This window comes from Lentibacillus juripiscarius (assembly GCF_042685205.1).
In the GTDB taxonomy this organism is placed as follows: domain Bacteria; phylum Bacillota; class Bacilli; order Bacillales; family Amphibacillaceae; genus Lentibacillus; species Lentibacillus juripiscarius.
Map to the genome: position 1 here is coordinate 153829 of NZ_JBHUNA010000021.1, position 18555 is coordinate 172383.

The following is an 18555-nucleotide window of genomic DNA, read 5'->3' on the forward strand; positions in this document are numbered from 1 at the left end:
TCCATTTTCGGGTTTAGAACCCCTTTTATGCACAAAATTTGAAAACGCATACATAAATTGTTAACTTTTTGTAATAATAAAACGTGAAAAGTGTTTTTGTTTATTGACATTCGAAAAGCTATGCTGGTATAATTAAAAGTTTTATTTGACTTTTAAACAAGCATATGCTAATATGAATGGGAGTGAGGTGGAGTATAGTGGCAAAAACATTAATCGAAATTAAGCAAGGTCTTGAAGGCCAGGTCGGCAGGCGGCTGCGGTTAAAAGCCAATGGCGGCAGAAGGAAAACGATTGAACGCTATGGTGTGTTGGCAGAAACATATCCTTCTGTTTTTATTGTTGAACTGGACCAGGATGAAAATGCATTCGAACGTGTTTCTTACAGCTATGCGGACGTATTGACAGAGACAGTGGAATTAAGCTTTCAGAATGAGGGAGCAATGAATGAAGGAGCATTGATTGCCGAGCAGTAAACACCGTTTGCTGCTTGCTTTTTCCTTATTTGCAGTTTTTCCTTTTAGACGAAAAAAGATGTACTGCAAAGAATACATATGCCGGACATAACTTTTTCCTGCTTTTCATTAATTTAACGGGAATTTGTTTTTCGATCTTTTCATATACTATAGGTGTCGTAACCACTCTTTCAGGAAAGGGGATGTTCTTTGTTGGCTAGGCGAGGCGGAGCGATGTCGGACCAACTGAAAGAAGAAATTGCTAAAGAGTTAGGATTTTACGACACAGTGCAGCAGGAAGGCTGGGGCGGCATTCGTGCGAAGGATGCCGGGAATATGGTGAAACGAGCAATTGAAAAGGCCGAGCAACAGATGAAATAATTTAAAAACTTGGCTTATCGCTGCAGGGATTTGATTTGTGCTTTTATGGAGTACAAGCCTTAATGGCGAAAGCCCTAGTTGACTTATGCAGAAAGAAAGGGTTCATACTTTCTTAACTGCCAAAAAGGCAAACCCTGAATGGGTTTGCCTTTTTAATGCACTTTTTAGGAATTATGGTGAAGCACCGCCGCTTAAATTTCGTTTTGAGTCGAAGCTTCTTTTGGAATGTGATACAATCTGTTATAGTTTTTCATAAAGTACGTGGGTTTTTACGAAAAGACTGTTTCTAATTAAAGTGGGTGACGGCGATGGGTTTATTTGAACGGGCTCCGGCTAAAATCAACTTGTCCCTTGATGTTCTGGGAAAGCGTGAGGATGGATTTCACGAAGTGGAGATGATCATGACAAGTGTTGATTTAGCTGATCACGTTGAGCTCCAGGAACTTCACCGTGATGTAATTGAGGTATCGGCGGACAGCCGGTATGTCCCTGATGACGAACGGAACCTTGCTTATAAGGCTGCGGCGGCTTTTAAGCATCACTATCAATTGACGCGGGGGGTCCGGATAGACATTAAAAAGAACATACCGGTAGCAGCGGGACTTGGAGGTGGCAGCAGTGATGCGGCTGCTGTTTTGCGCGGCCTTAATGAAATGTGGTCTGTCGGTGCTTCACAGGCTGAGCTGGCTGAACTGGGGACAGGCCTTGGCTCTGATGTGCCCTTTTGTATTTACGGCACGACTGCCATTGGAACAGGGCATGGGGAAAAGATTCGTTTATTGCCCTCACCGCCTGGCTGCTATGTCGTGCTGGCCAAGCCGGATATTGGAATATCCACGAGGCATATTTTCCCCAGGGTAAACATGGATGAACTGGAGCATCCGCGAACAGAAGAGGTTATTCAGTCCTTGCGGGAGAAAAACTTCCAAAGGCTCTGTGCCAGTGCTGGTAATGCGCTGGAGCGTGTAACTTTTTCGATGCATCCGGAGGTGAGCCGGATAAAGGAAAAAATGCTTGCCAATGGCGTCCCGGGTGCAGTCATGAGCGGAAGTGGTCCGACAGTAGCTGGTTTCGTCAGGCAATACAGCAAGGCAAAGCGGGTGTACAATGGACTGCGCGGTTTTTGTGATGAGGTATTTATTGTACGGCTGCTTGATCAGCGCTAAAAATTTGTCTGAACACGTATAATAATGGTATATTTATCTTATAATATTCGGGTATTATTAGAGGTGGTTATATGAAAAGAAGTGAACGTCTAGTTTCGTTGATGAACTATTTTATGGAAAGCCCAAGGGAACATACAGCACTCCCAGTTTTTAGTGAGTGGTATGGTGCAGCAAAATCCTCGATCAGTGAGGACTTGGACATTGTGGACCGTGTTATGCGGGGCGAAGGAATTGGTCATTTGCAGACATTGCCTGGTGCATCTGGCGGAGTTCGATTCATACCAGAATTTTCACAGGAGAACAGCATGACCTTTATTAGGGAACTGTGCGATATGCTGGAAGATCCTGAACGCATTCTCCCCGGCGGTTATTTATACATGAGTGACATTTTAGGTGATCCGAAAATGGTCGGTAAGGTCGGGCGGGTGTTGGCATCAGCTTTTGCAGGTGCGGATATTGATGTCGTTGTGACCGTTGCTACAAAGGGAATTCCGCTTGCCTATGCGGTGGCTTCTGTTTTAAATGTTCCAGTTGTCATTGTTAGAAGGGACCCGCGGGTAACGGAAGGGTCCTCCGTAAGTATTAATTATGTATCAGGTTCGTCTAGAAAAATTCAGACAATGGTGCTGCCGAAACGGAGTCTGCAGGAGAATGCCAATGTCTGTATAGTTGACGACTTCATGAAAGCTGGCGGAACGATCAACGGCATAATCAGTCTGTTGAATGAGTTCAAAGCCAACGTCAGTGCAGTCGGTGTGCTTGCTGAGGCGGATGATGAAGAAGATGAACGGGTGGTTGATCACTATAAATCACTTGTGAAGATTACGGATGTGGATGGGAAGTATCAGCGCATAACAGTTGCTCCCGGGAATATTGTATCGGAGTGGTAAAAGGTCTTTTCCGAAAAGGGAAAGATTTTTTTATATCCAAATTCTAAAATTTTTTAAAAAATAGGCAGGATTTCTTATAGTTTTGTTGAATTATGTATAGTAAGTACAAAAGTAAAAGGTGGTGAAACATCATGGAAGTTACTGACGTCAGATTACGCCGCGTAAACACAGATGGAAGGATGCGGGCAATTGCATCAATCACGATGGATGAGGAGTTTGTCGTTCATGATATTCGTGTTATCGATGGAAACAATGGCCTGTTTGTGGCAATGCCTTCCAAGCGCACACCGGATGGGGAATTTAGGGACATTGCGCACCCAATTAATTCCAGTACTCGTGGCAAGATTCAGGAGGCCGTCCTGGAAGAATATCATCTTGTCGGAGAAACAGAAGAAAATTACGAAGAAGCTGGTGCTTCCTAAACTGCAATCAACAAGAAGTCTAATCTGCGGGCAGGTTAGCCTTCTTTTTTTGGTATAAGATACTTTCTCACAAGTGAACAAAAGCTAATCGCACTCCAAATCTTAAGGGGTTCTAAGAAAGCTAAGAACGCTTTTCTAAGAACCGCTTTAGCGTTAAGTGAAAATTTTAAATGTCCTTATTCTCCCCTGTGTCCTGTTATGCTTATGAATTGAAATTCGTCTTTTTTTAAGATATATTCATAATGGATATTCAGAATGGAGGATTCTTCATGGCGAAACGATATGCAGTAATCCTTGCTGCAGGACAGGGGACCAGAATGAAGTCCAAGCTGTATAAAGTGCTTCATCCGGTTGCCGGGCGTCCGATGGTGCAGCATGTGACAGGCCAATTGAGTGCAGTGAGCCCCGATGAAATGGTAACGATTGTAGGCCATGGTGCTGATAAAGTGGCCGAGTACATCGGTAATGAAAGCCGGCTGGTTCTGCAGGAAGAACAGCTGGGAACAGGTCATGCCGTATTGCAGGCGGAAGATTTGCTGAAAGATAAGGACGGAACGACGATTGTCGTATGTGGAGACACTCCATTGATTACAAGTGAAACGTACCAGACGCTTTTCGAGCATCATGAACAGGAAGGTGCCAAGGCGACAATTTTAACAGCTAAGGCTCTCAACCCTGCAGGTTACGGCAGGGTTATTCGTAATGAACAAAAAGAAGTAGAGCGGATTGTCGAACAGAAGGATGCATCGGATAGTGAACGTCTAGTAGACGAGATCAATACAGGAACATACTGTTTTGATAACAGAACACTGTTTGAGGCACTGCAGCACATATCGAATGACAATGCACAAGGTGAGTATTACTTGCCGGATGTCATCGAAATTCTGCAAAGCCGCGGTGAAAAAGTGAGTGCTTTTCAGACGCTCGACTTTGAAGAAACTATGGGGATCAATGACAGGAAAGCATTGGCCCGCGCCGAGAAAGTGATGCAACGGCGCATTAATGAAAACCATATGCAAAATGGTGTAACACTTATTGATCCGGATAACACATACATTGGGCTGGAAGCTGTCATTGATTCAGATGTCCTGATTCACCCCGGTTCCATTATTACAGGCAAGACAACCATTAAAACGGACGCCGAAATAGGGCCGTATACAGAAATTGACAATTGTTCTGTTGGACAATCTACTGTCATTCGGCATAGTGTCGCTAAAGACAGCCGAATTGGCGACCGGGTACAGGTTGGGCCGTATGCTCATATCCGGCCGGAGACTTCGGTTGGCAGTGAAGCAAGGATCGGCAACTTTGTGGAAGTGAAAAAATCGTCCCTGGGAGATAATAGCAAAGTGTCCCACTTGAGCTATATCGGGGATGCTGAAGTTGGCAGTAATGTCAATGTTGGCTGCGGAACGATTACAGTTAACTATGATGGAAACAATAAGTATTTAACAACCATTGAGGACGATTCATTCATCGGCTGTAACTCCAATCTGATTGCTCCGGTGACGGTAGGGGAAGGCTCTTATGTCGCCGCAGGATCGACAATCACAAATGATGTGCCCGGGGATTCATTGTCAATTGCCCGTGCAAGACAGACGAATAAAGAAGGATATGCATCAAGAATCAAAAATCAAAAAAAAGATTAATGGAGGGTTTTTCCATGGCGTCTGGCTATAAAGATCCATTTTTGAAAGTGTTTTCGTTAAATTCCAATCCGGAACTGGCTGAGGACATCGCTAATCATATTGGAACAGAATTGGGCAAGTGTACGGTCAAAACATTCAGTGACGGTGAAATTCAAATTAATATTGAGGAAAGTGTGCGTGGCTGTGATGTGTACGTTGTTCAGTCCACCTCATCACCGGTCAATCAGCATCTGATGGAGCTCTTGATTATGATTGATGCGCTAAAACGTGCGTCAGCGAGGTCCATTAATCTCGTGATGCCATACTATGGTTATGCCAGACAGGATCGCAAGGCAAGGTCCAGAGAGCCGATTACCTCTAAACTCGTCGCCAATCTACTCGAATCATCCGGTGCCGACCGTGTGATTACCCTTGACCTGCACGCGCCGCAGATTCAAGGATTCTTTGATGTTCCAATCGATCATTTACAGGGTGTACCGATTTTGTCAGATTACTTTGAGGCGAAAAACTTTGATGATGTAGTTATTGTTTCTCCGGACCATGGCGGTGTGACACGAGCCAGAAAGATGGCTGATCGTCTTAAAGCACCAATCGGAATTATTGACAAACGCAGGCCGCGTCCGAATGTTGCAGAAGTAATGAATATTGTCGGTAACATTGAAGGTAAAACGGCCATACTTATTGATGACATCATTGATACAGCAGGGACCATTACAATGGCTGCAAATGCACTGATTGAGAACGGGGCTAAAGATGTATATGCATGCTGCACACATCCGGTACTGTCAGGTCCGGCAATGGAACGGATAAATGACTCGAAAATCAAAGAATTGGTTGTGACCAATTCCATTCCGCTCCCGGATGAGAAGCGGAGTGAAAAAGTCAACGAATTATCTGTTGCCCCGCTAATAGGCGAAGCAATTACCCGTGTACATGAATTGAAATCGGTCAGCATCCTGTTTGATTAGCAGCTGTATTTTTGTATAGTGGTTTAAAATGTGTTTTAATAGAGAGTGTTAGTGCAACCTTTGTTACTGAAATATTTACCGTATCAATAAACTTGAGTACAAGTAGGTTCTCAACTAATGGAGGGTGATGAAAATGGCAGTAACATTAAAAGCAGAAAAAAGGGAAGACCTTAACAAATCGGTAACGAAACAAATAAGAGAAAGTGGCTATGTCCCATCGGTTGTTTATGGGAAGGATAAAGAGTCAAAGACGATATCGGTCAACAGCATCGAATTAGTCAAAACTGTCCGGGACGAGGGCATAAATGCGATTATGTCACTTGATATTGAAGGAGAGCAGCCGGTCAATGTCATGCTGTATGACTATCAGAAGGATCCGCTCAGAGATGAATTGCTGCATGCTGATTTTTACATGGTTAATATGGCAGAGGAAATGGATGTTGAAGTACCGCTGCACCTTGAAGGCGAGGCGCAGGGCGCGAAAGATGGCGGTGTACTGCAGCAACCTTTATATCAGCTGCAAGTGCGCTCGAAGCCTGCTGACATTCCGGAAGCGATTACTGTTGATGTAACGAAGCTGGAAATTGGTGATACCATTACGGTTGCCGATTTGCCGGAAGCAGCAGAATATGAATTCCTTGACACGGAAGACACGACCATCGCTACAGTTGTACCGCCAGATACTGTCAGTGAAACGGACGAGGCATCCGACGAAGATGCTGAACCGGAACTGGTCGGTGCCGACGGTAAGGACGAGGAATAAGGCTATAAAAGCAAGTTCTCTAGTGGAATAGACCTAGAGGCATATGAAACCCTCCTACCGGGATAGGGGGGTTTTGCTTTATAACGTCAGACGGCACTAGCGATATAACAAGACTAGACCTAGGTTTTTCTAATCGTTCTAGCCGGTAATAAAAAAGGAATACTAATCAGCAAAGGAAGAAACGAAATGAAATGTATCGCAGGATTGGGAAACCCTGGCAAAAAATATGACGGAACCCGGCATAACGTCGGATTCATGGTGATTGATGAACTGCTAAGGCGAAATGGCTGGAAAGTAAAAAAGGATAAATTCAGCGGCCAGTCAGCTGTGGAGACGGTTAATGGCGAAAAGATAATCCTGCTGAAGCCGCAGACATTCATGAATCTTTCTGGTGAGTCTATCCGGCCACTGACTGATTTCTATAATATTCGTGCGGAGGATGTATTGGTTATTTATGATGACCTTGATCTGCCCACAGGAAAAGTCCGTTTGCGCGAAAAAGGCGGCCATGGCGGCCATAATGGTATTCGTTCGACCATCGATCATCTGGGCACAAAAGAATTTAAGCGCTTACGGATTGGGATTGGAAGACCACAGAATGCCATGCCAGTCGTTGACTATGTCTTGCGGCCGTTTACTAAGGAAGAAAAGCATGATGCGGAACGGAGCGTCAAAACAGCAGCGGAAGCTTGTGAGGCTTGGATGGAAAAGTCCTTTCCTGAAGTAATGAATGAATTTAACCGTTAAAACTGCATATAGTGTTCAAAAAGGAGGATAAAAAGGACCAGCCGGCTAAGGTCTACCGAAGTGTTATTTCGGACTTTTTGAACAACCTCATATAGTATAATCATACGCTTTTCGGATAAACTTTAGGATACCCTATGTTTATTCGAGGAGGTATGGTTATGCCGATTATCTATCAATGCAGGCATTGCGGGCATAAGATTGGACAATTGGATCAGCAGATGGTTGATGCGTCCATGCTGGGACTGGATCAGTTATCCGTGGAAGATAGACAGGATATGGTTAATTATCAGGAAAATGGCGATATACAAATTAAGTCTATTTGCGAAAGCTGTGAAGAGTCACTGGGGAAAAATCCGCAGTATCATGAATTGGATCATTTTATACAATAACATACATGCTGTAAGAAGCTTTGATTGCTTGGTAGCGGGAAGCCCCATAGTCCGGGTGCCGTTTTGAGAAGGAGAACGGCATGCTGCCTTTAAGGTGCCCCGTCTGCAATCAGAGCATTTTTGCACGTGAGCAGGTGGGGAATAATGAAGGGTATTCATGCATTTTTACAATCAAAAGAAGATGTAGCATCTGTTATTAGTGGCATTTCAGATGGTATGAAAGAACAGCTGGTTGCCGGCCTGTCAGGTTCGGCGAGGAGCTTATTTGTATCGGTCATCAACGAATCGCTGCACAGGCCAGTTTTGCTTGTGACGAACCAGCTTGTGCAGGCACAGCAGTTGTATGATGATCTGACAGAGTTGGCTGGGGATGATCATGTTCATTTGTATCCTGTCAACGAATTGATTGCATCAGAAATTGCCATAGCCAGCCCTGAATTGCGAGGGCAGCGGATTGAGTCATTAAGTGAATGGTCACAGAAGAAGTCCGGAATTCTAATTGCACCGGTGGCAGCACTGAAGCGGATTCTCCCCCCGACAGATTACTGGGCGGCCTACCAGCTTCCGTTCTCTTCCGGAGAGGCTATTGATTTGGATGCTTATCTGTCATCACTGGTTGATATGGGATATGAGCGGGTGTCCATGGTCGGGACGCCGGGTGAATTCAGTGTCCGCGGCGGTATTATAGATATTTATCCAGTAGCAGAAGAAATGCCGGTCCGGATTGAATTGTTTGATGATGAGATAGATTCCATCCGCCAGTTTGATCCGGAAACACAGCGATCATTGGAAAAGCTGTCATCGATCACGGCGGGGCCTGCAACCGAAATGCTTCTGACAAATGAGGACAGACTGGCCGCTGCCAATCGTCTGGAAGAAGCACTGGCCTCCTCGCTGCAAAAGCTGACATCGACAGAAGCGAAAGAAAAACTGGCAGAGACTATTGAGCCGGATATTGACAGGCTGAAGAACCTGGAACATTTTCAGGAACTATACAAGTATATTGGTTTTCTTTATGATAATCCGGCTAGTTTGCTAGACTACCTTCCTTCTGATGGGCTAATCATTATGGATGAAATGAGCCGGATTGAAGAAACTGCAGCTAATTTGGATACAGAAGAAGCGGAGTGGTACAGCAGCTTACTGGAAACGAATGCAATGGTCAGAGACAGCACATTTTCCTATGACTGGAATAGAGTGAGGGCTAGCATGCAGCATCAGCAGCGGCTCTATATGTCTGTTTTTTTGCGCCATATTCCCAATACGCATCCACAAAACATTGTTAACTTGTCGGCGCGGGCCATGCAGGAATTCCATGGACAGATGCACTTATTTAAAAATGAACTGCAGCGGTGGGAAAAAGGTGAGTTTTCAGTAGTTGTTTTTGCACCGGATGAAGAGCGTGCCGAAAAGATTCAGTCCATTTTCATGGATTATGCAATAGAGGCGGATGTTGTGCGTGAGCTGGAACTGCCTGTTAAACGCCCAGTGATAACGGTCGGGAATATCAGCAATGGTATTGAATTTCCGATGCATAAACTCGTGCTCATTACAGAAAATGAACTGTTTAAAAAGAAAACAAAGCGTCCACGTAAAAAGAAACAGAAGCTGTCAAATGCGGAGCGCATTAAAAATTATCAGGAGTTAAAAGCAGGTGACTATGTCGTTCATGCCCACCATGGCATCGGTAAATACCTTGGCATTGAGACGCTTAAGGTGAATGATTTGCACAAGGATTTTATGCTGCTCAGGTATTCAGGTGATGATAAGCTTTACGTACCGATTGATCAGATAGATTTGGTTCAGAAATTTGTTGCATCCGAGGGCAAAGAGCCAAAGCTGTATAAACTTGGTGGAAGTGAATGGACGAAAGTAAAACGAAAAGTGCAGTCCAATGTTGAGGATATTGCGGATGACCTTATCAAATTGTACGCGGAGCGTGAGGCGAGAAAAGGGAATGCGTTTAGTGAAGACACGGATCTGCAGCATGAATTCGAGGCAGCTTTTCCCTATCAGGAGACTGAGGATCAGTTGCGTTGTATTGCTGAAATCAAGCATGATATGGAACGGGAACGCCCGATGGATCGGCTGCTTTGCGGAGATGTTGGATACGGGAAGACGGAAGTGGCGATTCGTGCTGCATTCAAAGCGATTGCAGATGGAAAGCAAGTGGCCATTCTTGTACCGACAACGATTTTGGCACAACAGCATATGGAAACGATTCAGGAACGATTCCAGGACTATCCGGTCAATATCGGCATGTTAAGCAGATTCCGGACGAGGAAACAGCAGCAGGAGACAACGGAAGGACTCCGTAAAGGGCAGGTGGATATCGTAATCGGAACGCACCGTCTGCTGTCCAAAGATGTCGTTTATCGTGATCTGGGACTGCTCGTCGTCGATGAAGAGCAGCGATTCGGTGTCAAGCATAAGGAAAAGATTAAACAGCTTAAATCCAATGTCGATGTCCTTACTCTGACAGCAACGCCAATTCCAAGAACGTTGCACATGTCTATGCTCGGTGTCCGTGACTTGTCGGTCATTGAAACACCGCCTGAGAACCGTTTCCCCATTCAGACGTATGTTATGGAATATAATCCCATCTTCATTAGAGAAGCGGTTGAACGTGAGATGGCACGTGGCGGTCAGGTGTTTTTCCTCCATAACCGGGTGGATAATATCGACAAGGTTGCACGTGATCTTGGCATGCTGGTTGATGATGCGCGGATTGCAGTTGCCCATGGTCAGATGAATGAAATGGAATTAGAGAATATTATTTTTGCCTTTCTGGCCGGAGAATACGATGTTCTCGTTAGTACAACCATTATTGAGACAGGTGTAGATATACCAAATGTAAACACGCTGATTGTCAATGAGTCCGACCGAATGGGCCTCAGCCAGTTGTACCAGTTGCGTGGACGTGTCGGCCGTTCCAACCGCGTTGCGTACGCGTACTTTACGTATCACCGGGATAAGGTGCTCAGTGAAGTGGCGGAAAAGCGTCTCGAGGCTATCAAAGAATTTACTGAACTGGGATCTGGCTTTAAGATTGCCATGCGTGACTTATCCATCCGCGGTGCGGGGAACCTGTTAGGTGCCCAGCAGCATGGATTTATTGATTCAGTCGGGTTTGACATGTATTCACAAATGCTCAAGGATGCGATTGAGGTACGCAAAGCAGGAAAGGCGCTAGACGAAGTAGAAGCATTTGAGCCTGAATTGTCCCTTATGCTGGATGCCTATATACCGGATGCCTATATTGCGGATGAAAAACAAAAAGTCGATATGTACAAACAATTCCAGTCTATTGCCTCCACGGAGGACATATCGGATTTGCGGGATGAATTAATGGATCGGTTTGGTGATTATCCGGAGGAAGTGGCGAACTTATTTACCGTCACATCATTAAAATACAACGCGAAACAGCAGCGTGTTGAATCGATCACAGAGAAGTCCGGTAAACTGGAATTATTGATTGAGGAGCAGCGCAGTCAGAGGATTGATGGATCTAAGCTGTTTGAAAAGGCCAATCAGTTTGGCAGGAATGTACAGCTTGGGACTGAAGGAAGTAAATTAAAGATTATGCTGACATGGACTCGTGACACAAAGCATAAGCGATACGAACAAGCTGAACAGTTTATCCGGGAACTAGCCACTGTCGACCGGGACGGAATGGTATCGGCTAATTAATTAAATTGCTTCAAGGCTGGCATATTCCATTTTCTGCCTAGAAGTTTTCTGTGGATGTATAGATATCACTGATTGTTTCATACTAAACCCACAACTGGTGTTTTTTTCTCATAGAGGAAACGTCTGAAAACATACATACACCAGGAACAATCACCACAGAAAGCGAGGGCTTCCTACAAATGAAAGCAACAGGAATTGTACGACGCATTGATGACTTAGGAAGAGTTGTCATCCCAAAAGAAATCAGACGAACATTGCGCATTCGCGAAGGAGACCCATTAGAAATATTTGTTGACCGTGAAGGTGAGGTTATTTTAAAGAAATATTCACCAATCAGTGAATTAGGGACATTTGCGAAAGAATATGCAGAAGCATTGTTTGATTCACTCCAATACCCAGTACTGATCTGTGATCGGGATGAGATTATTGCTGTTGCAGGTGAATCCAGAAAAGACTACTTAAATAAAAGCATTGGTTCGCAGCCGGAAAGCACGATGGAAAACCGTACAATGTCCTATGAAACAGAACAAGCTTCGGTCGAGTTTATTCAAGGGCAAGATGAGCAAGTTGATTCATATTGCATTAGCCCAATTATTGCCAATGGTGATCCGATTGGATGTGTCATGCTGTTTTCCAACGACGGGAATAAAATCGGGGATGCTGAACAAAAGGCGGTTCAAACGGCCTCCAGCTTTCTGGCCAGACAAATGGAATAGTGGCAGTGAAAATGAAATGCCATCAATAACAATTGTATCTTGTATGGAAAAAGTGTCTTTATTTTACGAGAAAATAGGGCACTTTTTTCGTTTTAGCGATGATTCTTCGGACGATTCGCTTCCATTGTCAATGCTCGTCTATGCTATAATAAAATAGCTATACTGTATCGGTAATGTGTTTGAATCGTTGGCCGGACGCTGGTACTACAGCTGCAAAATGGCTTGCGGATAAGTTTTTGGAGAAAGGCGTTTTGAATGAAGGAACATGATAACACGGACGTAATGAAAGGGGCTTTGCTCCTGACGTTGGCCGGGCTGGCTGGAAAAGTGCTCAGTGCAGGTTACCGGATACCGCTGCAGAACCTGACGGGTGATGTAGGCTTCTATATTTATCAGCAAGTATACCCTTTTTTGGGAATTGTAACCATACTATCGTTATACGGTTTTCCTTCCGCTATCTCCCAAATAACGGCTGAACTGCTGGCGCGTGGAAGAGGTGTTTCTTTCCGTCATTTTTATGCTCCGGTGTTTATACTGCTGTTTATCATGATGGCTGGTGTATTCCTGCTGCTGTTTTCTCAGGCGGGTGAATTGGCGAAACTAGTGGGGGATGTGCATTTAACAGGAGTTTACAGATTGGCTGCTTTCATCTTTTTGCTTGTACCGTTTACCGCTTTGCTGCGCGGGGTACTGCAAGGAACCGGACAAATGAAGCCGACAGCCTTTTCACAAATAGCTGAGCAGTTTATTCGCGTCTTTCTCATCATTGGTGCGGCGGTATGGATTTCAGTAAGTACCGTTTCTTATTATGCGATTGGACAGGCGGCTGTGATTGCATCCATGGCTGGTATGCTGGCTGCTATTATCATTCTTACCATGTTTTTTGTTCGGAACAGGTCGCCGGCAGCACGTGAAGCACGGACTCCCTGGCGTTATTATACAGGCGTGCTCTTGACTGTCGGAATTGCGGCTGCAATGAATCACTCGGTTCTCATTCTGATGCAACTGGCTGATACATTCACCCTTGTGCCAGGATTGACTGCGGATGGATGGACCAAATTGGAAGCCATGGCGGCAAAAGGGGTATTTGACCGCGGACAGCCACTAATTCAGCTTGGAACTGTGCTTGGGTCATCGTTTGCCCTAACACTGCTCCCAGCTGTGTCAGGGGAAATAACAGCCAAAGATTCAAAAGCACTCCATCTGCCAGTTCAGCGTGCGCTGGCGGTCAGTTTTTATCTTGCTGCAGGTGCAACTGTGGGATTGATGGTTATTTTTCCGGAGGCGAACAGGCTTCTCTTCCAAAATGATGATGGTACAGGCAGTCTGCGAATTCTTGTGATGGCCATCCTTCTCAGTTCTATCGGCATCACAGCGGCGTCGATTCTTCAAGGACTTGGTTATGTAAAGCAGACTGCGTTTTTTGTTGCGGCTGCGTTTGTCATAAAAGTCCTGGGTAACGTAATGCTCGTACCGCGTTTAGGAATCACTGGAAGTGCTCTCGCAACAGTCATTGGTTCGGCATTTCTTGCTGCTTTGATGTTAATAACCCTGAAACAGAAGATGCCACAGCTTGCACTTGGAAAACAGGTGAATTGGCGTGCATTGCTGTTGGCGATAACCGGGATGGTTGCATTTTTAGCAGGGATGGACTGGCTGATGGAGCCGATTATTTCCAGAGCCGGACTGTTGTTGTATGTTCTTTTCATATCGGTTACTGGGGGAGCTGTTTACCTGCTACTGCTTCTGCGTCAGGGAGCTTTCCGTAAAACAGATTTATCCATGCTTCCGTTAGCGGGATTGTGGATACGACTACATAAAGAGAGGGATTCGTAATGGACAGGACAATCAAAGTTGTTGGACTGGGAGCGGGTGATCTGGATCAATTGCCCCTCGGCATTTATCGGAAATTAATACGTGCGGAAGAAGACGTGTTCGTACGGACGATGGACCACCCGGCAGTAAAGGAATTGCAAAAAGAAGGAGTTGTGTTTACACCGTTTGATGACTTATATGAAGCATCGGATGAATTTGCTGCGGTTTATGAGTCTATCGTGGACAGACTTCTGGATGAGGCTAGGACTCGTTCCGTTATATACGCTGTTCCGGGTCATCCGATGCTGGCTGAAGAGACTGTCAGCCGATTACTTGATCAGGAAGAAATACCGGTTGAAATCACAGGTGGGCACAGTTACCTCGATGCTCTATTTACAGTATTAAAAATAGATCCGGTTGACGGGTTCCAGTTCACTGAAGGAACAGCTTTTAATAGAAACACACTAAATTACCGGCAGCATATCATTATTTCTCAGGTGTATGACCGGATCACAGCATCCAATGTGAAGCTTGAACTGCTGGAGGATTTACCCCCGGATTATCCAGTCAGTATTGTAGAGGCGGCTGGAAGTGAGCAGGAACGGTTGACACAGGTTCGGCTGGAAGAACTTGACCGTGCTTTTGATAAGGTACATAATTTGATATCGGTTTATATTCCCCCTGTGGCGGACAGCATGCTGCAGCATACGTTTCCCCGTCTGCGCGAGGTGATTGCTGCATTGCGCGCGCCTGATGGTTGTCCGTGGGATCGTGCACAGACACATGAAACACTCAGGCAATATGCAATTGAAGAGGTATATGAGTTAATCGAAGCGATTGATGAACAGGACGATGATGGTATTGTCGAGGAATTGGGCGATTTATTGCTTCAGGTCATGCTGCACAGCCAGATCGGTGCGGACAATGGCTTTTTTACCATTGATGATGTCATCCGTTCAATTACGGAAAAAATGATTCACCGGCATCCGCATATTTTTGCTGACCATGAGGCCCGGACGGTTGATGACGTTTATCAGACATGGGATGCGTTAAAGCAGGAAGAAAAGGGGCATCAGCGGACATCCGTACTTGACGGTGTTCCTGCTGGTCTTCCTGGGCTGGCAAAGGCCTCTAAGCTGCAGTATAAAGCAGCGAAAGTTGGTTTTGGCTGGGATGATGTAAAGGATGTTCTTACCAAGTTTCAAGAAGAATGGCAGGAATTGCAGGAGGCTGTCAGCAATCAGCGGCATATCGAAGAGGAACTTGGCGATGTTTTATTTGTACTGGCCAACCTGGCACGGTATTATAAAGTAAACCCGGAGCTCGCTCTGCATCAGACCAATCAGAAATTCGTTCGGCGATTTTCTTATGTTGAACAGCAGCTGAAGGATAACGGAAAAGATATACAAACAACATCACTTGCGGAAATGGATTATTATTGGAATCAAGCCAAGAGGGGAGAGTGATTGCATTGCGGCTCGATAAATTTTTAAAGGTATCAAGGCTTATTAAGCGCCGAACCCTGGCAAAAGAAGTTGCCGGACAAGGACGCATCACAATTAACGGGAATAAGGCAAAAGCCTCATCTATCGTCTCGGTTGGGGATGAGATGACCATCCGTTTCGGCCAGAAGGTTGTAACGCTTGAAGTGACATCACTGAAGGATGCAGCTCATAAGGATGAGGCGGATTCGTTATATCGTGTGATCAGTGAAGAAAAAGTGGACTGAGTCAGTTCTATACTTGTCCCTCCTTTCATAGAGTAGTAATGACAAGGAGGGGAAAGTGTATGAATTATTATCAAAATGATACCGTCAATCGCACGGAGCAGGATCATTCCGTCAAGATGAACAACCGGAAGAATTTGGAGATAACTGGGGTCAAAGAGGTTGACAGTTTTGATAATGAAGAGTTTCTGCTGGAAACAGTTATGGGCTATCTGATCATTCGTGGACAAAATCTGCAGATGCAGAACCTGGATGTTGGTGACGGTCTGGTTACCATCAAAGGCAAAGTATATGAGCTTTCCTATGTTGATGACCATCATCAGGAGAAAGCTAAAGGATTCTTTAGCAAGCTATTCAAATGACTTTGAGTGTACAGTTCTTAACGATGATTTCCATGACTGCAGGCGGATTCTATCTTGGGATGATACTGGACACATACAGGCGCCTGTCGATCCATTGGAAAAGCAGCCCATTCATGAAATACTTCATGGAAATCGTTTTTTGGCTGACCCAGACGATGCTGTTATATTATGTATTATTCCGGGTAAACAGTGGAGAACTGCGCTTTTATGTGTTTTTGGCCTGCCTGCTCGGATTTTCCATGTACCAGGGATTAGCGGCCAGGCCATACAAAGCATTCTTGGAACACATCATCCGGATGGTGGCGGCTGCTTACCGATTCTGCAAGCGGACGGTTCAAGTGCTCGTCATCATACCGGTGAAATGGCTTTTCCAGCTTATTACGGTCATTGCTGTGTTTATCTTGAGTACGCTGGCAACAATTTTGCGGTGGCTTGTTAAAATAATCGCTGTTCCGCTTTTCTGGCTGTGCCGGCTGGTATATCGCATGCTTCCTCAAACAGTTCAAAAGAAATTACACAAAATTGCAGGATTTTATAGTAAAATAGAGAATATATGCAGGAAAAGGATAAAGCAATTGCTGTCAAAGAGGAGGTAGTGATTCGTGTCGGCAGATAAGAAAACAGTTACACGCCTGGATTCCAATTACATGGAGCAGTACGATGCCTACATAGCCAGACAAAAGCGAAAGAAAAAGCGACTAGTGCGCCGGCTTGTATTTTTTTCTGTGCTTGTCATGCTGATTGTCGGCAGCCTTACTGCATACCATTTGAACCAGCGCGCATTGCAGGCGGAGAAAAAGGAACAACATGAGCAGCTGGAGGACAGGCTTGCCAATCTTGAGGAAAGAGAACAGAATCTGAAGGAAGAGATCAGTTTGTTGAATAATGAGGAATATGTGCTGGAGATTGCCCGCACGAACTATTTCTTCTCCAAAGAAGGCGAATTGATTTTTAAAATTCCCGATAAAGACCCCTCTTATTGACACACTTTTACATGAATGGCTATAATATAGTAGAAGTACACTTTTCAAAATTCTAAGGAGGAGCACTTTTTTTATGTCAATCGAAGTAGGCAGCAAGCTGCAGGGAAAGGTGACCGGTATCACTAATTTTGGGGCCTTTGTCGAAATTGAGAAAGGAAAAACAGGTCTGGTCCATATTAGTGAGGTTGCTGACAATTATGTGAAAGATATTAATGAACACCTAAGTGTTGGCGACAGTGTGACAGTAAAAGTCATCAATGTCGAAAAGGATGGGAAGATTGGCCTATCCATCAAGAAAGCAAAGGATAAACCGCCACGCCAGCGGCCCCGTCAGCGTACGGAGTCCTTTGAATCTAAAATGAACAAGTTTCTCAAAGATTCGGATGAACGTTTAGCCTCTTTGAAGAAGCACACGGAATCCAAGCGGGGAGGTCGTGGTGCGAAAAGAGGATAGCAGTTTGCTGTCTATGATCAATTGATGCAAAATTTGATCCGGAATTCACCATATATAAAAAGCAGGCATCCCTTTTAGTGGGATGCCTGCTTTTTTAGCCGGTCACCTTAAAGAATGAAACGCTACTGAACAAATTCCTTAAACTGCGACACAGCATACCGCTCCGGGTACAAGTGCTGCGGGGTCTTCAGACACGTGCTGTTCGCCCAGGAGTCGACTACCCTCCGCTTTAATCAACCATTATAATAGCACTAACAATGATTAGAAGCGGAATATCTTCAAACCAGCGGAGGAAATACACGGAGACTCCTGTGGGGGCAGAGGCCTAGATGAGACCCCGCAATGCGCAAGCACAAAGCAAGGATTCCACGAGTAATCTGCGACCTGCGAGGAGCGTACGCATCACCGAATTGGCTTTTAACGCGACGAGCATGAGGAGGCTCATCAGCCGCCCACGGAAAGCGACGAGCGAAACATCCACCGAGTAATCTGCGAGTTGCGAGGAGTGCTGCTTCAACGAAAAACTTGCAACACGACGAGCACCCAAGTGTATTTCCGCAGCGGCGGTTTAACACTCATACAAAGTTATGTCGCATTATATTCCAACTGCGGCAAAAAGCAACAGTCATTTAGAAAACAACCAAAAAAAAGAACCGGTGTCTTCACCGATTCTTCTCCTTCTGGGCATGGCACCCATTTTATCTGTATGGCGGCGGAGGGGTTCGAACCCCCGACCTTACGGGTATGAACCGTACGCTCTCGCCAGCTGAGCTACGCCGCCGAATTAGTCACAAATGATATATTATAACAGCATGTCCAATGTGTCAATGGGTATTTCTCATTGACATAAATAAACAGAATACGGAATGTCATGTAGAATATCGCTTGTCCAGCTTGAAAGAAGTCGAACGATTTTTTAATTCCTTCCTCTTGTTTTGACAAAAAAAGTTAGCATCCTGTGTTTTAATGGGTTGCAAGAGGG

General features: G+C 45.1%; 19 protein-coding genes and 1 tRNA gene. 19 read left to right on the forward strand and 1 reads right to left on the reverse strand.

Translation table 11 applies throughout. The features are described from left to right. Window positions 1-197: 197 nt before the first annotated feature. The 19 genes from veg to ACFSUO_RS10680 all read left to right on the forward strand — a co-directional run bounded on the left by veg (window position 198) and on the right by ACFSUO_RS10680 (window position 17573). Window positions 198-473, forward strand: coding sequence for a biofilm formation stimulator Veg (gene veg / locus ACFSUO_RS10590; protein WP_382393843.1), 276 nt, complete (start codon window positions 198-200; stop codon window positions 471-473). A gap of 192 nt (window positions 474-665) precedes the next feature. Beyond that, window positions 666-833, forward strand: a complete 168-nt coding sequence (locus tag ACFSUO_RS10595; RefSeq protein WP_382393844.1) for a small, acid-soluble spore protein, alpha/beta type — start codon at window positions 666-668, stop codon at window positions 831-833. 308 nt (window positions 834-1141) lie between these two features. Further along, on the forward strand, window positions 1142-1999 hold the full coding sequence (gene ispE, locus ACFSUO_RS10600; RefSeq protein WP_382393845.1) for a 4-(cytidine 5'-diphospho)-2-C-methyl-D-erythritol kinase: 858 nt from the start codon (window positions 1142-1144) through the stop codon (window positions 1997-1999). 71 nt (window positions 2000-2070) lie between these two features. Next, window positions 2071-2889, forward strand: coding sequence for a pur operon repressor (purR, locus tag ACFSUO_RS10605; protein WP_382393846.1), 819 nt, complete (start codon window positions 2071-2073; stop codon window positions 2887-2889). Between the two features lie 131 nt (window positions 2890-3020). Beyond that, window positions 3021-3311: a septation regulator SpoVG gene (gene spoVG, locus ACFSUO_RS10610; protein WP_382393847.1), complete on the forward strand. Its 291-nt coding sequence runs from the start codon at window positions 3021-3023 to the stop codon at window positions 3309-3311. Between the two features lie 269 nt (window positions 3312-3580). After that, window positions 3581-4960 carry a bifunctional UDP-N-acetylglucosamine diphosphorylase/glucosamine-1-phosphate N-acetyltransferase GlmU gene (gene glmU, locus ACFSUO_RS10615; RefSeq protein ID WP_382393849.1) on the forward strand — a complete coding sequence of 460 codons (1380 nt, stop codon included), beginning with the start codon at window positions 3581-3583 and terminating at the stop codon, window positions 4958-4960. Window positions 4961-4974: 14 nt separating this feature from the next. Beyond that, window positions 4975-5928 (forward strand): ribose-phosphate diphosphokinase, encoded by a 954-nt coding sequence (locus ACFSUO_RS10620; protein ID WP_382393851.1) that lies wholly within the window; start codon window positions 4975-4977, stop codon window positions 5926-5928. A 133-nt stretch (window positions 5929-6061) separates the two neighbouring features. After that, window positions 6062-6691 carry a 50S ribosomal protein L25/general stress protein Ctc gene (locus ACFSUO_RS10625; RefSeq protein ID WP_382393853.1) on the forward strand — a complete coding sequence of 210 codons (630 nt, stop codon included), beginning with the start codon at window positions 6062-6064 and terminating at the stop codon, window positions 6689-6691. A gap of 186 nt (window positions 6692-6877) precedes the next feature. Next, the gene (pth, locus tag ACFSUO_RS10630; RefSeq protein WP_382393855.1) at window positions 6878-7438 is read left to right on the forward strand and encodes an aminoacyl-tRNA hydrolase; all 561 of its coding nucleotides are present in this window, start codon (window positions 6878-6880) and stop codon (window positions 7436-7438) included. A 158-nt stretch (window positions 7439-7596) separates the two neighbouring features. Beyond that, window positions 7597-7827, forward strand: coding sequence for an anti-sigma-F factor Fin (locus tag ACFSUO_RS10635; RefSeq protein WP_382393857.1), 231 nt, complete (start codon window positions 7597-7599; stop codon window positions 7825-7827). Window positions 7828-7971: 144 nt separating this feature from the next. Then, window positions 7972-11517 (forward strand): transcription-repair coupling factor, encoded by a 3546-nt coding sequence (mfd, locus tag ACFSUO_RS10640; protein WP_382393859.1) that lies wholly within the window; start codon window positions 7972-7974, stop codon window positions 11515-11517. A gap of 179 nt (window positions 11518-11696) precedes the next feature. After that, the gene (spoVT, locus tag ACFSUO_RS10645) at window positions 11697-12233 is read left to right on the forward strand and encodes a stage V sporulation protein T (protein WP_382393861.1); all 537 of its coding nucleotides are present in this window, start codon (window positions 11697-11699) and stop codon (window positions 12231-12233) included. A 255-nt stretch (window positions 12234-12488) separates the two neighbouring features. Beyond that, complete coding sequence (locus ACFSUO_RS10650) at window positions 12489-14069, forward strand: putative polysaccharide biosynthesis protein (RefSeq protein WP_382393863.1); 1581 nt, start codon at window positions 12489-12491, stop codon at window positions 14067-14069. Next, a complete protein-coding gene (locus ACFSUO_RS10655; RefSeq protein WP_382393865.1) occupies window positions 14069-15514 on the forward strand; it encodes a bifunctional methyltransferase/pyrophosphohydrolase YabN in 1446 nt (481 codons plus the stop codon). The genes ACFSUO_RS10650 and ACFSUO_RS10655 overlap by 1 nt, the downstream gene beginning before the upstream one ends. Window positions 15515-15519: 5 nt before the next feature. Then, window positions 15520-15777 carry an RNA-binding S4 domain-containing protein gene (locus tag ACFSUO_RS10660; RefSeq protein WP_382393867.1) on the forward strand — a complete coding sequence of 86 codons (258 nt, stop codon included), beginning with the start codon at window positions 15520-15522 and terminating at the stop codon, window positions 15775-15777. Between the two features lie 59 nt (window positions 15778-15836). After that, window positions 15837-16136, forward strand: coding sequence for a sporulation protein YabP (gene yabP, locus ACFSUO_RS10665; RefSeq protein WP_382393869.1), 300 nt, complete (start codon window positions 15837-15839; stop codon window positions 16134-16136). Further along, on the forward strand, window positions 16133-16732 hold the full coding sequence (yabQ, locus tag ACFSUO_RS10670; protein WP_382393871.1) for a spore cortex biosynthesis protein YabQ: 600 nt from the start codon (window positions 16133-16135) through the stop codon (window positions 16730-16732). The genes yabP and yabQ overlap by 4 nt, the downstream gene beginning before the upstream one ends. Window positions 16733-16738: 6 nt before the next feature. Further along, a complete protein-coding gene (locus tag ACFSUO_RS10675) occupies window positions 16739-17119 on the forward strand; it encodes an FtsB family cell division protein (RefSeq protein ID WP_382393873.1) in 381 nt (126 codons plus the stop codon). 73 nt (window positions 17120-17192) lie between these two features. Beyond that, window positions 17193-17573 carry a S1 domain-containing RNA-binding protein gene (locus tag ACFSUO_RS10680; protein WP_382393875.1) on the forward strand — a complete coding sequence of 127 codons (381 nt, stop codon included), beginning with the start codon at window positions 17193-17195 and terminating at the stop codon, window positions 17571-17573. A gap of 707 nt (window positions 17574-18280) precedes the next feature. On the opposite strand, the gene ACFSUO_RS10685 is transcribed toward ACFSUO_RS10680, so the two are convergent. Further along, window positions 18281-18354, reverse strand: a tRNA-Met gene (locus tag ACFSUO_RS10685). Window positions 18355-18555: the final 201 nt, after the last annotated feature.

Coding starts and splice junctions, on each gene's coding strand:
- ispE (WP_382393845.1), top strand. CDS start 1,142: ATGGGTTTATTTGAACGGGCTCCGGCTAAAATCAACTTGTCCCTTGAT.
- purR (WP_382393846.1), top strand. CDS start 2,071: ATGAAAAGAAGTGAACGTCTAGTTTCGTTGATGAACTATTTTATGGAA.
- spoVG (WP_382393847.1), top strand. CDS start 3,021: ATGGAAGTTACTGACGTCAGATTACGCCGCGTAAACACAGATGGAAGG.
- glmU (WP_382393849.1), top strand. CDS start 3,581: ATGGCGAAACGATATGCAGTAATCCTTGCTGCAGGACAGGGGACCAGA.
- ACFSUO_RS10620 (WP_382393851.1), top strand. CDS start 4,975: ATGGCGTCTGGCTATAAAGATCCATTTTTGAAAGTGTTTTCGTTAAAT.
- ACFSUO_RS10625 (WP_382393853.1), top strand. CDS start 6,062: ATGGCAGTAACATTAAAAGCAGAAAAAAGGGAAGACCTTAACAAATCG.
- pth (WP_382393855.1), top strand. CDS start 6,878: ATGAAATGTATCGCAGGATTGGGAAACCCTGGCAAAAAATATGACGGA.
- ACFSUO_RS10635 (WP_382393857.1), top strand. CDS start 7,597: ATGCCGATTATCTATCAATGCAGGCATTGCGGGCATAAGATTGGACAA.
- mfd (WP_382393859.1), top strand. CDS start 7,972: ATGAAGGGTATTCATGCATTTTTACAATCAAAAGAAGATGTAGCATCT.
- spoVT (WP_382393861.1), top strand. CDS start 11,697: ATGAAAGCAACAGGAATTGTACGACGCATTGATGACTTAGGAAGAGTT.
- ACFSUO_RS10650 (WP_382393863.1), top strand. CDS start 12,489: ATGAAGGAACATGATAACACGGACGTAATGAAAGGGGCTTTGCTCCTG.
- ACFSUO_RS10655 (WP_382393865.1), top strand. CDS start 14,069: ATGGACAGGACAATCAAAGTTGTTGGACTGGGAGCGGGTGATCTGGAT.
- yabP (WP_382393869.1), top strand. CDS start 15,837: ATGAATTATTATCAAAATGATACCGTCAATCGCACGGAGCAGGATCAT.
- yabQ (WP_382393871.1), top strand. CDS start 16,133: ATGACTTTGAGTGTACAGTTCTTAACGATGATTTCCATGACTGCAGGC.
- ACFSUO_RS10680 (WP_382393875.1), top strand. CDS start 17,193: ATGTCAATCGAAGTAGGCAGCAAGCTGCAGGGAAAGGTGACCGGTATC.